We start from the raw sequence: 15,503 nt of genomic DNA on the forward strand, positions 1-15,503 counted from the left end.
CAGTCTGGATCGTCAGGGGTAGAGTGGTCGTCATTGTCTTTTGACCCGAATTCACCTGGAGCGACTCATGACCCAGACTTCGAACACCTCTGATCTGCGTAACGGCCCGGACGATAACGGCCTGTTTGGCTCGTTCGGTGGCCGTTATGTGGCAGAAACCCTGATGCCTTTAATCCTCGATCTGGCCCGCGAATACGAAGCGGCCAAGGAAGATCCGGCGTTCATAGAAGAACTGGCCTACTTCCAGCGTGACTACGTCGGACGTCCGAGCCCGCTGTACTTCGCTGAGCGCCTGACCGAGTTCTGCGGCGGCGCGAAGATTTATCTCAAGCGCGAAGAGCTCAACCACACCGGCGCGCACAAGATCAACAACTGCATCGGCCAGATCCTGCTGGCACGGCGCATGGGCAAGAAACGCATCATCGCCGAGACCGGCGCCGGCATGCATGGCGTGGCCACTGCCACCGTGGCCGCACGTTTCGGTCTGGATTGCGTGATCTACATGGGCACCACTGACATCGAACGTCAGCAGGCCAACGTCTTCCGCATGAAGCTGTTGGGCGCTGAAGTGATTCCAGTGGTGGCCGGCACCGGTACTCTGAAAGATGCAATGAACGAAGCCCTGCGTGACTGGGTGACCAACGTCGACAGCACCTTCTACCTGATCGGCACCGTGGCCGGCCCGCATCCTTATCCAGCGATGGTTCGCGACTTCCAGGCCGTTATCGGCAAGGAAACCCGCGATCAGTTGCAGGCTCAGGAAGGTCGTCTGCCGGACAGCCTTGTGGCGTGCATCGGTGGTGGTTCCAATGCGATGGGCCTGTTTCACCCGTTCCTCGATGACAAGAGCGTTGAGATCATCGGCGTCGAAGCAGCCGGTTACGGCATCGAAACCGGCAAGCACGCGGCCAGCCTGAATGGCGGCGTTCCGGGTGTGCTGCACGGCAACCGTACTTTCCTGCTGCAGGACGACGATGGCCAGATCATCGACGCCCACTCGATTTCCGCCGGCCTCGACTATCCGGGCATCGGCCCTGAACACGCGTGGTTGCATGACATCGGCCGCGTTCAATACACCTCGGTGACTGACGACGAAGCGCTGGATGCGTTCCACAAATGCTGCCGCTTGGAAGGGATCATTCCTGCCCTGGAAAGTGCCCACGCCCTGGCCGAAGTATTCAAGCGCGCGCCGAAGCTGCCTAAGGATCACCTGATGGTGGTCAACCTCTCCGGCCGTGGCGACAAAGACATGCAGACCGTCATGCACCATATGGAACAGTCGAAGCAGGAGAAACACTGATGAGCCGCCTGCAAACCCGTTTTGCCGACCTCAAAGAACAGAACCGCGCCGCGCTGGTGACCTTCGTCACCGCCGGTGATCCGGACTACGACACCTCGCTGGCGATCCTCAAAGGTTTGCCGGGTGCTGGCGCCGACGTGATCGAGCTGGGCATGCCTTTCACCGACCCGATGGCCGACGGCCCGGCGATTCAACTGGCGAACATCCGTGCCTTGGGCGCCAAGCAGAACCTGGTGAAAACCCTGCAAATGGTTCGCGAGTTCCGTGAAGGCAACAGCGACACGCCGCTGGTGCTGATGGGCTACTTCAACCCTATTCACATGTTCGGCGTGCCGCGCTTCATTGCTGAGGCGAAAGAGGCCGGCGTCGATGGTCTGATCGTCGTCGACATGCCACCTGAGCACAATGCCGAGCTGTGCGACCCGGCACAGGCTGCCGGTCTGGACTTTATCCGCCTGACCACGCCAACCACAGACGATGCGCGTCTGCCGAAAGTGCTCAATGGCAGCTCCGGTTTTGTTTACTACGTGTCGGTCGCCGGTGTGACCGGTGCTGGCGCGGCGACGCTGGAGCATGTCGAAGAGGCGGTGACTCGTCTGCGTCGTCATACCGATCTGCCGATCAGCATCGGTTTCGGCATCCGTACGCCGGAGCAAGCGGCGTCCATCGCACGTCTGGCCGATGGTGTGGTGGTGGGTTCGGCATTGATCGATCACATTGCCAACGCGACCACGCCAGCTCAAGCCGTCGACGGTGTACTGAGCCTGTGTTCGGCACTCTCCGAAGGCGTGCGTAAGGCCCGCGTCAGCTGAAGGTAAAGTTCCTGATACAGAGGAATTAGCACCTCAAAGCACAGACTAAATGAGCAAGATCGAGGGCTTCAGAACATCGTTCTGCAGCCCTTTTTGCTGTTTGTGCCGTGAGGAAAGACCCGATGAAAATGCCGAAACGTCTGATTGCCGGACTGGGCGTGCTGATGATCAGCGCGACGCCGCTGCTGGCCAGTGCCGACCCGCGCGATGATCACGACCACGGCGGCCCGCAACAGGGCCATTACGATAACCGTGGCGACAATCACGGTGACGACCACCGTGGCCCGCAGAACGATCACCGTGGCGGCCCGCCGCCGCGTGACTTCGGGCCGGTGCGCCAGACCATACGTGACAATCATGGCTACTTTGTACGCGGTGCACCGCCGCCGCCGGGAATTCATCTGGAGCGTGGCCGGCCTTTGCCGCGCGGCTATTACGGCGAGCGTCTGGATAATCGCGCGTTAGGTCGTTTGCCGGTGTATCCGGGTTACGAATGGCGCCGGGCGGGAGGCGATATCGTGCTGATCGCGGTGGGCACCGGCATCGTCTACGAAATTCTCGATGGCGTTTTGTATTGATCCGCAGGCAATAAAAAAGACCGCAGCCAATGGCTGCGATCTTTTTTTTCAGGGTAGCTCCAGTCCGCCGGAGGCCTTGTGCAGTTTGCGCAGATGCGCGCCAATCTGCTTCACATTCTCTTCGCTGGCGGCAATCTCCGCAGCCCGCTTCGGCTCCAGCAACTTGCGCACTTCGGCGTCCAGATCACCCGACAGTGCCAGCAGCTTCTTCTGCCGCTGACTGCTCTCTGCTTCGAGTCGACTGAACTCAGTCGGATGTGGCAATCCGTAACCCTTGGAGTCGAGCAATTCCGCCGGACGGCTGAGGAAGCCGCTGTTGGCGAGAATTTCCTGCAAGGTCGCGTTTGCCTTGTCCATACCGCCGTTTTCCAGCTCGCGCGCGCCGAGATAACGCTGCTTGACCTCATCCTGAGCCAGCAGCAACTGACGTCGATAACTGGCCTGCTCCAACAGCAGCAGGGCGGCGCTGGTGCGCAAGTCGGCGCGCTCGAACCACTCACGGCGTTCTTCGGCAGTGAGTGAAAGCCATTCCTCAACGGTGGTCTGTTTGATCGGCAGTTGTTTCTTCAGCACGTCGAACATCGCCTGATAGCGATCGCGGAACGAGTCGAAGCGATAGCCCAGACGCAACGCTTCTTTCGGGTCATCCAATACGCTGGTATCGGCGAGACCGCGGCCCTTGAGCACTTCCAGCAAACCGTTGGGCATGATGCTATCGAGACCGGTGAGCTGCGCGTTGTTGCTGCCGCTGCGCAACAGTTTCAGGCCTTCCACGGCGCAATTGTTGGACAGGAAGAAGTAGTTGCCGTCGTAGCTCCAGTGCATTTCGGCGGCATGCTCAACCACGCCTTCGATCTCGTCGCGTGACAGGTTCAAAGGCACTGAGGCGAGGCTGCGCAGCTCGGTCTTGGTGTATTCGTCGATGACCTGCGCAAGCGGCAGTACGAACAGCCGTGACGGGTATTTGCCCACCAGACCATCCCAGCTCGACAACTGTACATCGCCGACAAAGGCACGGTAGGACAACACCAGATGCTGATCCAGATCGAGCCGGCAATCTGGCCCACGCGGGCGGCCCGGTGCACAGATCACCAGACGCAACATGCTGTGACCCCAGCGGCTGACCCAGTTCTGATTGGCTTCGGCCAGCAGGTAATCGACGGCATAGACCCGCTCGGGATCGACCTGCCCCAAAGGTTGTTTGGCGAAGTCGTTGCCGGCATTGAGGAAGGAGAAGGTCTTGCTGCAGGTGTCCTTGGCCGGCGGTGCCCAGCCGAAGTGTTGCTGGTAATAGCGGTACAGCGCAGGACGGCGGCAGGCGTAACTCGGGTCGAGGAGGAAATACTCCATGTTGACCGCGACGAACTCCTTGGGGCTGGAGATTTCGTACAGGTCCGGGCTGCGGGCGATCTGCCTGTTGTGTTGTTCACGTTCGCCACGGCGACCGACGTATTGCTGCCAACCGGCGAGGTCGAGCAGGCGCGGGTCGTCACTGAGGGTGAAGCGACGGCCGTTCTGGCCGCGACACTCGTCGGGAATGCCGATCAGCCCGGCGCTGTTGAAGCGTCGAGTGCAACGCTGGATCAGCGTGCGCTCGGCAGTCGGCCATAGGCGCGCGCGATCATAAATGTGGGTGATTTCATGCAGCACCGTGGCGAGTAGTTCCTGACGCACAGTACCGTGGGGGCGATTGGTTTTTTCTTTGGCGGCGCTGCCATCCGTGAGACCGGCGAGCAGTTTTCGATTCAGATCAAGCTCAGAGACCAGCGTGGCCTGACCGTAGGCATTGGCAGGCATGTCGTCAGTCCAGCCGACATCGATGCGCCGATCCAGCCGCTCGATAAAGCTCGGCGGCAGCTTTTGCATCGCCTCATCGATCAGCGCCTGGCTGGCCTGTTGTTGGGCGGGGCTCAGACCGTCGGTCTTGAGCCGCAATTGCAGGCCAGCGTGGGCGTTGTTGCCAAGCAGCAACAACGCCCCGGCCAGCAGCCAGGTGCCGAGTGACTTCACAGTGCGAGGATGGCTTCGGCGAGAACCTGATCGCTGGCGTCACGCGCTTCCGGCACGCGGGTGCGCAAGGTATTGAGCGCGGCTTCCAGGTGTGCGCCACGGATATCGCCATTGGACGCTACGAAACTGGCAGCGTCGTCGTGGGCTTCACGGATGATTTTCGAATCGCGAATCGACGTAGTGGTGTCGGAGGTGAAATCGATAGTGCGCTGGGAGGCACGAACGATGATGTTACTGGTGGCTACCAGGGTGTGCGCCTGGGCCACGTCGGCCAATAAAAACAGGCCAAGGGCGGCAGCAATCAGCGGGCTACGCATGGAACGACTCCGGAAGGGCAAGGATAACTGGGGTACAGGATAACTATTGGACGAGAATTGCTTCTGCCAGTTCAAGGTCGCTGACATGAAGTTTCGGCCGGGTTTTGCGCAGGTAATGCAGCGCGGATTCCAGACGAGCACCTCGCCATTCACCATCACTGGCAACAAACGCGGCCGCGTCATCGTGAGCGGCGAGCAGCAGTTTACGGTCGAAAGGCGCGGAAGACACCATGCTGGTGGCGTAACCACTGACGACGGTGCCTTGCGTCGATGCGTTGAAAGCATCAAAGGCATTGACCGGCGCCGTCCAGCAGGCGGTGAACAATAGGGAAGGAATCAGTAGATTTGGAAGAAAGCGCATCGGACTCGGTAATTGTTGGTGAGCCGAAAGGCTAGCGCAATGCCCGGGCCAGAGCCAGCGCCGAAACATCGGGACACGACCGGCGTGTCCCGAGTGGTACCTGGCGCTTAGATCGTCAGGATGGCCTGAGCCAGTTGTGCGTCGGTAGCTTGCAGCTGTGGCGCCTGGTGACGGATGTGATCCAGTGCGCTTTCCAGTTTCACCCCACGGATTTCGCCTTCGCTGGCCACGAAGCTGGCAGCGTCGTCACGGGCGGCAAGAACGATCTTGTCGTCACGGAACGAGGAGGTGACGTCGGATGTAGCGTCGGACGAGGATTTCAGAGCGCCGACAACGGCGTCGGTGGTCACGATGAAGCTGGTGGCGCTGGCGTTGGCAGCCACGGCCAGCAGGGCGGCAGCACTGAGCAGGCGAAGACGGGACATGATGTAACTCCTGTGGATAAACCGTAGAGAGAGGTGGCTCGGTATCTGAGGAGTCAGACGCCAGTGACACAGCATTCGCCACGTTCTGCGTGGATATTAGGCCTGCTTAGCGAGATTCGCACAGTGGGCAGAATGCTAGCGCCAGAAGGGTTTATCCAGTTCATGGAGGAGATCGGCGTGGCTGAGGCCAAGATCGGCGAGGTCACGGCCATCCAGTTGAGCCAGCATTCGCCGCGTTCTGGCGCGCTCCAGGTACTCCCAAAGACCGCCAAACAAGCGCCGCAGAGCGTTCCGGCGAGCAACCGGAAGGCTCGAAGTTTCTGAAACATCCTGTAAGTCTTTCATGGGCGTATTCCTTTCACCGGAGAAGGCGGAAGGTCATGTTGAGCCTGTTATAGAAAGAGATGCAGATACACTCGAGCAAAATTGTATTGGTTCAGATTGAAATCAAATAAAACTGTACCTGTCGGCGGTATCAGCAGGTGTACCGGGATTTTCTACTCCCGGAAACGACAAAACCCGTCGTGGTTTCCCACGACGGGTTTTGCTTGTTCAATTCGGGTTGCTGGCGGTGGGTCTAACGACCAGAGCCAGCGACGCTACTTAGCGCCAGAACGGCTTGCTCAGCTCTTCGTAGCGTTGCGCTTCGCTGATACCGGCGTCAGCCAGCAGACGCGAATCCAGGCGAGCCAGTTGATGGCGGCTGGAGATGCGGCGCTGCCACAACATCAGGTTGGCGATAACGCGCAGAGGCAGGGAAGCCTGGGTGTTTACAGCTTTGTCTTCGAAGAACAGTTCGGAACTGAGTGTACGTTCCATGGTTGACATCCTTCCGCTTGTGGCGGGATCAGGTAGTGGTTTGACTGGTGCCCATGATCCTCTCGTTTGCCAAGTCTCTCTAGATACAGTTCAACTGTATTGTGAGTGACCAGTTAACTGTTTAATGGGGGTGTACGGGTCAAAATTGAACAAACTGTACCTATCCGCACTAAAGTGGTGCATTTTTGCTCGATTCACTCAAAAAGGTAGGCGGCGCCTGTAGGAAATGACCGGTACAGCAGTACAGTTTTTGTCAGAGGTGGAGGCTTGAGGAAGTCCGCCGACGCAAACTGTGTTTGCGTCGGCGGTTTATCTGTGTGATCAGACCGCGAGCATGCGCCCGGTTTCTTCCAGATTCATGTGCCAGCTCAACGCTTCACGCAGGATGTGCGGGGTGTGACCACCGATTGCACAGGCCGCCGTGAAGTAATCGTTCAGCGCCTGACGAAAGTCCGGGTGTACGCAGTTATCAATGATCACCCGCGCACGCTCCCGTGGCGCCAGGCCGCGAAGGTCAGCCAGGCCCACCTCGGTCACTAGAATGTCGACGTCATGCTCGGTGTGGTCAACGTGGCTGACCATCGGTACTACGCTGGAAATCGCGCCGCCCTTGGCGATCGATTTGGTTACAAACACCGCCAGATGCGCGTTACGCGCGAAGTCACCGGAACCGCCGATGCCGTTCATCATCCGCGTGCCGCAGACGTGGGTGGAATTGACGTTGCCATAGATGTCGAACTCCAGGGCCGTGTTGATGCCGATGATGCCCAGGCGGCGCACCACTTCCGGGTGGTTGGAGATCTCCTGCGGACGCAGCACCAGTTTGTCCTTGTACTTCTCCAGATTGCCGAACACGTTGCTGTTGCGCCGCTCCGACAACGTAATCGAGCTGCCCGACGCAAAGCTCAGCTTGCCGGCATCGATCAGGTCGAACGTCGAATCCTGCAGCACCTCGGAGTACATGGTCAGTTCTTCGAACGGCGAATCGATCAGGCCACACATCACCGCGTTGGCAATATTGCCGATTCCGGCCTGCAGCGGGCCGAGCTTGTTGGTCATGCGCCCTGCGTCGACTTCCTGCTTGAAGAAGGTGATCAGGTGATCGGCGATGGCATTGGTGTCGACATCCGGCGACGACACGGTGGACGGCGAATCGGCCTGCTGAGTGATGACGATGGCGACAATCTTCTCCGGCGGAATCGGAATCGCGGTGCTGCCGATGCGATCATCGACTTTTACCAGCGGGATCGGCGTGCGCGTCGGACGGTAAGTCGGGATATAGATGTCGTGCAGGCCTTCGAGGTTGGCGTTGTGCGCCAGATTGATTTCGACGATTACCTGTTTGGCGAAAATCGCGAAGCTCGCCGAGTTGCCCACCGACGTAGTCGGCACGATGTGGCCTTGCTCGGTGATGGCGACGGCTTCGATGACCGCGATGTCCGGCAGCTTCAGTTGCTGGTTGCGCAGTTGCTCGACGGTTTCCGACAAGTGCTGGTCGATGAACATGACTTCGCCGGCGTTGATTGCCTTGCGCAAGGTGCTGTCGACCTGGAACGGCATGCGCCGCGACAGTACGCCGGCTTCGGTCAGTTGCTTGTCGAGGTCGTTGCCCAGGCTGGCGCCGGTCATCAGGCTGATCTTCAGCGGCGTGACCTTGGCCCGCTCGGCCAATGCGTGGGGAACGGCTTTGGCTTCGCCGGCGCGGGTGAAACCGCTCATGCCGACGGTCATGCCGTCTTCAATCAGAGCAGCTGCGTCGGCGGCGCTCATCACTTTATCCAACAACAAAGGCAGGCGAATACGGTCACGGTACATGGATTATTATCTCGGGCAACGAGTAGCAGGATGCGCAGTCTAGTGAATTTGACGGGCGCCTGTCCCGCTACCAAGGTCGCAAACGAGGCGTCTATTTAGCGGGTTTGAAGTAAAACACCGTTACTGGATCTGCAACAACGCGGCAAATTGTCCGACGTTTTGCGCAAACAAAAACGCCCCGACGAGTCGGGGCGTTCGGTGCAGCAGCGATAGATTACTCGACCGCTTTGACCATGTCTTCGATGACTTTCTTCGCGTCGCCGAAGACCATCATGGTCTTGTCCAGATAGAACAGCTCGTTGTCCAGACCGGCATAGCCGCTGGCCATCGAGCGCTTGTTGACGATGATGGTTTTGGCCTTGAACGCTTCGAGAATTGGCATACCGGCAATCGGCGACTTCGGATCGTTCTTCGCCGCCGGGTTGACCACGTCGTTCGCGCCGAGCACCAGCACCACGTCGGCCTGGCCGAACTCGGAGTTGATGTCTTCCATCTCGAACACCTGGTCGTAAGGCACTTCGGCCTCGGCGAGCAGAACGTTCATGTGCCCCGGCATCCGACCCGCCACCGGGTGAATCGCGTACTTCACGGTCACACCACGATGGGTCAGCTTCTCGGTCAGCTCTTTCAGCGCATGTTGTGCACGCGCTACCGCCAGACCGTAGCCCGGCACGATGATCACGGTGTCGGCGTTGGTCAGCAGGAAGGTCGCATCATCAGCCGAACCGGATTTCACCGGACGTGCTTCTTTTGCTCCGGCCGGGCCAGCATCAGCCGTGTTGCCGAAACCGCCGAGCAGTACATTAAAGAAGGAACGGTTCATCGCCTTGCACATGATGTACGAGAGGATCGCACCGCTCGAGCCCACCAGCGAACCGGCAATGATCAGCATCGAGTTGTTCAGCGAGAAGCCGATACCTGCCGCCGCCCAGCCCGAATAGCTGTTGAGCATCGACACCACCACCGGCATGTCGGCGCCGCCGATCGGGATGATGATCAGCACGCCCATCACGAACGCCAGTGCCAGCATCAGCGCGAACGCGGTGAGGTTGCCGGTGAACATGAAGGTCAGGCCGAGTGCCAGCGTCGCCAGGCCCAGCACCGCATTCAGCTTGTGCTGACCGGCGAACTGTACCGGTGCGCCCTGGAACAGGCGGAACTTGTACTTGCCCGAGAGCTTGCCGAACGCGATCACCGAACCGGAGAAGGTGATTGCACCGATCGCGGCACCGAGGAACAGCTCCAGACGGTTGCCCGCCGGGATCGAGTCGCCCAGCTGTTTAACGATGCCCAGCGATTGCGGCTCCACCACGGCGGCGATGGCAATGAACACTGCCGCAAGGCCGATCATGCTGTGCATGAAGGCGACCAGTTCCGGCATCTTGGTCATTTCAACGCGTTTGGCCATGATCGAACCGGCGGTGCCGCCGATCAGCAGGCCGACGATGACGTAACCAATACCGGCTGTAGCCAGTTCAGCACCCAACTTATAGATGAGGCCAACGGTGGTGAGAATGGCCAACGCCATGCCGAGCATGCCGAACAGGTTGCCGCGCCGCGAGGTGGTCGGGTGCGACAGGCCTTTGAGGGCCTGGATAAAGCAGATCGACGCGATCAGGTAGAGCGTCGTGACGAGATTCATGCTCATTACTTCGGCGCCTCTTCTTTTACTTTCGGGGCTTTCTTCTTGAACATCTCAAGCATGCGGCGGGTGACCAGGAAACCACCGAACACGTTGACCGCCGCCAGTGCCACGGCGAGGGTGCCCATGGTTTTACCCAGCGGCGTAACGGTCAGTGCGGCCGCGAGCATGGCGCCGACGATCACGATCGCCGAGATAGCGTTGGTCACCGCCATCAACGGCGTGTGCAGCGCTGGCGTAACGTTCCAGACCACGTGGTAACCGACATAAATCGCCAGCACGAAGATGATCAGGTTGTAGATACCGGGGGAGATAAGCTCTTCCATCGTCTGAATCCCTGCTTAGGCGTTTTTGCGGATGACTTGGCCGTCGCGGCACATCAGGCACGCGGCGACGATGTCGTCTTCGAGGTTGACGTCGAACTGGCCTTCTTTGGTGAAAACCAGCTTGAGGAAGTCCAGCAGGTTGCGCGCGTACAGCGCCGAGGCGTCTGCAGCGACTTCACCAGCCAGATTGGTCGGGCCGCAAATGGTCACGCCATTCTCGACCACGACTTGATCAGCCACGGTAAGCGGACAGTTGCCACCCTGAGCAGCGGCGAGGTCGATGACCACCGAGCCCGGTTTCATCTGCGCCACGGTTTCCGCGCTCAACAGCGTCGGTGCCTTGCGGCCAGGAATCAGCGCGGTGGTGATGACAATGTCAGCCTGCTTGGCGCGCTCGTGCACGGCCTGGGCCTGACGCTGCATCCAGCTCGCCGGCATTGGCCGCGCATATCCGCCGACACCGACGGCGCATTCACGCTCTTCATCGGTCTCGTATGGCACGTCGACGAACTTCGCCCCGAGGGATTCGATCTGCTCTTTTACCGCCGGACGCACGTCGGACGCTTCGATCACCGCACCCAGACGTTTCGCCGTGGCAATTGCCTGCAACCCGGCCACGCCGGCGCCGAGAATCAGCACGCGCGCCGCTTTCACGGTGCCCGCAGCGGTCATCAGCATTGGCATGAAGCGAGGGTAATGGTGAGCGGCCAGCAACACAGCCTTATAGCCGGCAATGTTCGCCTGCGACGACAACACATCGAGACTCTGCGCGCGCGAGGTGCGCGGCGCCGCTTCGAGGGCGAACGCGGTAATGCCGCACTCGGCCATCTTCGCGATGGTTTCGTTGTTGAACGGGTTGAGCATGCCCACCAGCACCGTGCCGCGCTTGATCAGCGTCAGCTCGGCATCGCTTGGGGCGACCACTTTGAGAATCAGCTCGGCGCCAAACGCGTCATTGGCACTGCCAATGGTTGCGCCTGCCGCTTCATAGGCACTGTCGACCACACTGGCTTTTACGCCGGCGCCGGTTTGCACAGTGACCTTATGACCTTGGCTGATCAGCTTTTTAATGGTTTCCGGGGTTGCAGCAACCCGTGTTTCACCGGTCTGGGTTTCGAGAGGAACACCAATGTGCACGTCAAATCTCCTACGTGATCTTATTGAGTAAACCCATGCACTACGGATGGTGCGACTGGGGCGGCCGATCAGCACGATCCCGCCAAATCAGGGCGGGGCGCGGCATTTTGCAGGCGAACTTTATGCCCTTCAAGGGATTATGACGGGTGACGGAAAATTAACTACAAGTCATCCCGTGACCGAATGTCGCAGATGGCCGGCTGAATCCCTTGCAGGCCGTGCCTTGTAAGGATTCTGGCCGAATATCGAAAAATTTCTCATCGGTGGCGTGAATAGGCAGTAATGAGTCGCCAATGGAGGCTCAAAGCCACGTTTTCAGGCGCTTGTGGGACGTCTGTACGACTTTCGGATACAGTCTGTTCAATTGCGACAAATACTTATATCTGTAGGGCTTTTGTTTTTCTGACTACGAGGTCAGGTATCGCTGCGAGTCTTTATCCTTCTAGGCTGTAGCTTTGCGCCTGAGTTACCAACCAGTCACGAAATGCCTTCAATGACGCTGATTCGACCTTTCGTTCGGGAATCATCAGGTAATAGGCCTTGATGCTGGAGAGTGCCTGGGGGTTGGCAACCATCAGGCGTTTCTCGGCCAGCTCACGCTGAATCAGGAATGGTGGAATCAGCGCAATGCCCATGTCGTGCATGGCGGCCTGGGCAAGCATGGAGAATAGCTCGTAGCGCGGGCCTGTCATGTCGCGGGGGATATTCAGCTGTTGCGAGTTGAACCACTGCCGCCAGGCATAAGGGCGGGTGGTCTGCTGCAACAACGGTAGCTCGGCGATTGCCTCGGCTGTCAGATGTGTCTTGTCACCGAGTAGGGCCGGGCTGCACACCGGCATCGGATTTTCGCCCATCAGTCTGTGGGATTCGGTACCGGACCAATCAGCATCGCCGAAGTAGATCGCCGCATCGAATTCGGTATCGGCAAACAGGAAGGGGCGGGTGCGGTTGGTCAGGTTGACCGTGACTTCCGGGTGTTTGAGCTGAAAATCCTTGAGCCGTGGCAGCAGCCATTGCGTGCCGAAGGTTGGCACCACCGCCAGTTCGATCACGTTGGTACCTTGCTGGCCCATTACTGAGAGGGTGTCGCGCTCAACCGCATCCAGTTGCGTGGCGACACGGCGACTGTAGGAAAGTCCTGCCTCGGTTAGTTTTACCCCGCGTCGCGAGCGTCGGAACAGTTCCACACTGAGGAACTCCTCAAGGCTGGCGATCTGTCGGCAAATGGCGCCTTGAGTGAGGGAAAGTTCTTCGGCAGCGCGGGTAAAGCTCTCATGTCGCGCGGCGGCTTCGAAACTGATCAGGGCGGTGGTGCTGGGGATCTTTCTGCGCATGTACGTCAATCTCACTAATGCGCCGCATAAAAGGCATGTCGCGACGTTTCGGAGTGAGAAATTATCACAACAGAATGCGAAATCCTCGTTTGCCGCGACGGCGAACCGCGCCTAGGATCAATGCCACGTTAATTCAGCCGATTTGCGAGGACACTCATGGGCGCTAAAGCTAGCTTCAACTGGATCGATCCCCTGCTGCTGGATCAACAGCTCACTGAAGAAGAGCGCATGATCCGCGACACCGCCGAGCAGTTCGCTCAACAGAGCCTCGCGCCGCGTGTCCTCGAAGCCTTTCGTCATGAGAAAACTGATCCGGCGATCTTCCGCGAAATGGGTGAAGTCGGCCTGTTGGGCGCGACCATACCTGAACAGTACGGCGGCAGCGGCCTCAACTATGTCAGCTATGGCCTGATTGCTCGCGAAGTGGAGCGTGTCGATTCCGGCTATCGCTCGATGATGAGTGTGCAGTCGTCGCTGGTAATGGTGCCGATCAACGAATTCGGTACCGAAGCACAGAAACAGAAATACCTGCCGAAACTGGCTTCCGGTGAATGGATCGGTTGCTTCGGTCTGACCGAGCCGAATCATGGCTCCGACCCGGGCGCGATGATCACCCGGGCGCGTAAAGTCGACGGCGGCTACAGCCTGACCGGCGCAAAAATGTGGATCACCAACAGCCCGATCGCCGATGTGTTCGTGGTCTGGGCCAAAGACGATGCTGGCGACATCCGCGGCTTCGTTCTGGAAAAAGGCTGGAAAGGTCTGAGTGCTCCGGCGATTCACGGCAAGGTTGGTCTGCGCGCATCAATCACTGGTGAAATCGTCATGGACAACGTGTTCGTGCCGGAAGAGAACATCTTCCCCGACGTGCGTGGTCTGAAGGGGCCGTTCACCTGCCTCAACTCCGCCCGTTACGGTATCTCCTGGGGCGCACTGGGCGCTGCCGAATTCTGCTGGCACACCGCTCGCCAGTACACGCTGGATCGTCAGCAGTTCGGTCGTCCATTGGCCGCTACTCAACTCATTCAGAAGAAGCTGGCTGACATGCAGACCGAGATTACCCTGGCCCTGCAAGGCTGCCTGCGTCTGGGGCGCATGAAGGACGAAGGAACCGCTGCGGTCGAAATCACTTCGATCATGAAGCGCAACTCCTGCGGCAAATCGTTGGATATTGCTCGTATGGCGCGTGACATGCTCGGCGGTAACGGCATCTCCGACGAGTTCGGCGTGGCCCGTCATCTGGTCAACCTGGAAGTGGTGAATACCTATGAAGGTACTCACGACGTCCACGCGCTGATTCTCGGACGTGCGCAAACCGGTCTGCAGGCGTTCTATTAATAGGAGAGTGACCATGGGCGCGCTGTCGCATCTGCGGGTACTGGATCTATCGCGAGTGTTGGCCGGGCCGTGGGCCGGGCAGATCCTCGCCGACCTTGGCGCCGAAGTGATCAAGGTCGAGCGCCCGGGTAATGGTGACGACACTCGCGCCTGGGGACCTCCTTTCCTTAAGGACGCTTATGGCGAGAATACGTCGGAGGCGGCTTATTACCTGTCGGCGAACCGAAACAAGCAATCGGTGACCATCGATTTCACCCGCCCTGAAGGGCAAAAGCTGGTGCGCGAGCTGGCGGCGAAGTCGGACATCCTTATCGAGAACTTCAAGGTGGGTGGGCTTGCGGCTTATGGTCTGGATTATGAGTCGCTGAAGGCAATCAATCCGAATCTGATCTACTGCTCGATTACCGGTTTCGGCCAGACCGGGCCCTATGCCAGGCGTGCCGGCTATGACTTCATGATTCAGGGGCTGGGAGGGCTGATGAGCCTGACCGGTCGTCCCGAAGGTGATGAAGGTGCCGGGCCGGTGAAGGTGGGTGTGGCGTTGACGGATATCCTCACCGGTTTGTATTCGACGGTGGCGATTCTGGCGGCGCTGGCTCATCGCGATCACGACGGTGGTGGTCAACACATCGATATGGCTTTGCTGGATGTGCAGGTTGCGTGTTTGGCTAACCAGGCAATGAACTACCTGACGACGGGCAATGCCCCGAAGCGCCTAGGCAATGCGCATCCAAACATCGTGCCTTATCAGGACTTTCCTACGGCCGATGGTGATTTCATTCTTACCGTGGGTAATGATGGGCAATTCCGCAAGTTTGCCGAAGTGGCGGGGCAGCCGCAGTGGGCGGATGATCCGCGCTTCGCGACAAATAAGCTGCGGGTGGCTAACCGCGCGGTTTTGATTCCGCTGATTCGCCAGGCGACAGTGTTCAAGACGACTGCTGAGTGGGTTGCCGAGTTGGAGCAGGCAGGGGTTCCATGTGGGCCGATCAACGATCTGTCGCAGGTGTTTGAGGATCCGCAGGTAAAAGCGCGTGGCCTGGCGATAAAGCTACCGCATGCATTGGCGGGGATGGTGCCCCAAGTGGCTAGCCCGATTCGTCTGTCGCAGACACCGGTTGAATATCGCCGAGCGCCTCCTTTATTGGGTGAGCATACGCTGGAGGTTCTGCAGAGTGTGCTGGGCCTGGGGGCGGGTGCGGTGGCTGAGTTGAAGGCGGCTGGGGTGCTCTGACGATCCCTTCTATATAGAAGGGATCGTGTTTTCTAGCTATATATGGATGTTTTTG

Annotated in this window: 16 protein-coding genes; 5 read left to right on the forward strand and 11 right to left on the reverse strand. The window is 59.0% G+C overall.

The genetic code is table 11. The features are described from left to right. The first annotated feature begins 67 nt into the window (after positions 1–67). The 3 genes from trpB (at position 68) to ACRRSD_RS15925 (ending at position 2,690) form a co-directional block, all read left to right on the forward strand. A complete protein-coding gene (gene trpB / locus ACRRSD_RS15915) occupies positions 68–1,300 on the forward strand; it encodes a tryptophan synthase subunit beta (protein ID WP_435034245.1) in 1,233 nt (410 codons plus the stop codon). After that, complete coding sequence (trpA, locus tag ACRRSD_RS15920) at positions 1,300–2,112, forward strand: tryptophan synthase subunit alpha (RefSeq protein ID WP_435034246.1); 813 nt, start codon at positions 1,300–1,302, stop codon at positions 2,110–2,112. Before trpB ends, trpA begins: the two co-directional genes overlap by 1 nt. 122 nt (positions 2,113–2,234) lie before the next feature. After that, entirely contained in the window at positions 2,235–2,690 is a 456-nt protein-coding gene (locus ACRRSD_RS15925; RefSeq protein ID WP_102902595.1) for an anti-virulence regulator CigR family protein, read from the forward strand. Between the two features lie 48 nt (positions 2,691–2,738). Here the strand turns inward: ACRRSD_RS15925 and ACRRSD_RS15930 are convergent, their stop codons facing one another. From ACRRSD_RS15930 to ACRRSD_RS15980, 11 genes are all read right to left on the reverse strand, one after another. Continuing rightward, positions 2,739–4,700, reverse strand: coding sequence for a DUF4105 domain-containing protein (locus ACRRSD_RS15930; RefSeq protein ID WP_435034247.1), 1,962 nt, complete (start codon positions 4,698–4,700; stop codon positions 2,739–2,741). Further along, positions 4,697–5,017: a DUF2388 domain-containing protein gene (locus ACRRSD_RS15935; protein WP_034152281.1), complete on the reverse strand. Its 321-nt coding sequence runs from the start codon at positions 5,015–5,017 to the stop codon at positions 4,697–4,699. Before ACRRSD_RS15935 ends, ACRRSD_RS15930 begins: the two co-directional genes overlap by 4 nt. Before the next feature lie 43 nt (positions 5,018–5,060). Then, entirely contained in the window at positions 5,061–5,378 is a 318-nt protein-coding gene (locus ACRRSD_RS15940; RefSeq protein ID WP_122596922.1) for a DUF2388 domain-containing protein, read from the reverse strand. Positions 5,379–5,485: 107 nt separating this feature from the next. Then, positions 5,486–5,803 carry a DUF2388 domain-containing protein gene (locus ACRRSD_RS15945; protein WP_007911658.1) on the reverse strand — a complete coding sequence of 106 codons (318 nt, stop codon included), beginning with the start codon at positions 5,801–5,803 and terminating at the stop codon, positions 5,486–5,488. A gap of 135 nt (positions 5,804–5,938) precedes the next feature. Beyond that, positions 5,939–6,148, reverse strand: a complete 210-nt coding sequence (locus ACRRSD_RS15950) for a DUF1127 domain-containing protein (protein WP_435034248.1) — start codon at positions 6,146–6,148, stop codon at positions 5,939–5,941. A 258-nt stretch (positions 6,149–6,406) separates the two neighbouring features. After that, on the reverse strand, positions 6,407–6,622 hold the full coding sequence (locus ACRRSD_RS15955; RefSeq protein ID WP_007911656.1) for a DUF1127 domain-containing protein: 216 nt from the start codon (positions 6,620–6,622) through the stop codon (positions 6,407–6,409). Between the two features lie 321 nt (positions 6,623–6,943). Beyond that, positions 6,944–8,437 carry an acetyl-CoA hydrolase/transferase family protein gene (locus ACRRSD_RS15960; RefSeq protein WP_435034249.1) on the reverse strand — a complete coding sequence of 498 codons (1,494 nt, stop codon included), beginning with the start codon at positions 8,435–8,437 and terminating at the stop codon, positions 6,944–6,946. 214 nt (positions 8,438–8,651) lie between these two features. Next, positions 8,652–10,085: an NAD(P)(+) transhydrogenase (Re/Si-specific) subunit beta gene (locus tag ACRRSD_RS15965; RefSeq protein WP_103306483.1), complete on the reverse strand. Its 1,434-nt coding sequence runs from the start codon at positions 10,083–10,085 to the stop codon at positions 8,652–8,654. Beyond that, a complete protein-coding gene (locus ACRRSD_RS15970) occupies positions 10,085–10,405 on the reverse strand; it encodes an NAD(P) transhydrogenase subunit alpha (RefSeq protein ID WP_003187417.1) in 321 nt (106 codons plus the stop codon). The genes ACRRSD_RS15965 and ACRRSD_RS15970 overlap by 1 nt, the downstream gene beginning before the upstream one ends. 15 nt (positions 10,406–10,420) lie before the next feature. Next, a complete protein-coding gene (locus ACRRSD_RS15975; protein WP_007911649.1) occupies positions 10,421–11,542 on the reverse strand; it encodes a Re/Si-specific NAD(P)(+) transhydrogenase subunit alpha in 1,122 nt (373 codons plus the stop codon). Between the two features lie 434 nt (positions 11,543–11,976). After that, positions 11,977–12,876, reverse strand: coding sequence for a LysR family transcriptional regulator (locus ACRRSD_RS15980; protein ID WP_435034250.1), 900 nt, complete (start codon positions 12,874–12,876; stop codon positions 11,977–11,979). 156 nt (positions 12,877–13,032) lie between these two features. On the opposite strand from ACRRSD_RS15980, the gene ACRRSD_RS15985 reads away from it, so the two are divergent. Together ACRRSD_RS15985 and ACRRSD_RS15990 are read left to right on the forward strand one after the other, a co-directional pair. After that, positions 13,033–14,214 carry an acyl-CoA dehydrogenase gene (locus tag ACRRSD_RS15985; protein ID WP_422609114.1) on the forward strand — a complete coding sequence of 394 codons (1,182 nt, stop codon included), beginning with the start codon at positions 13,033–13,035 and terminating at the stop codon, positions 14,212–14,214. 13 nt (positions 14,215–14,227) lie between these two features. Further along, positions 14,228–15,448 (forward strand): CaiB/BaiF CoA transferase family protein, encoded by a 1,221-nt coding sequence (locus ACRRSD_RS15990; protein ID WP_435034251.1) that lies wholly within the window; start codon positions 14,228–14,230, stop codon positions 15,446–15,448. The last annotated feature ends 55 nt before the right edge of the window (positions 15,449–15,503 follow it).

This window comes from Pseudomonas neuropathica (assembly GCF_051174785.1).
In the GTDB taxonomy this organism is placed as follows: domain Bacteria; phylum Pseudomonadota; class Gammaproteobacteria; order Pseudomonadales; family Pseudomonadaceae; genus Aquipseudomonas; species Aquipseudomonas neuropathica_A.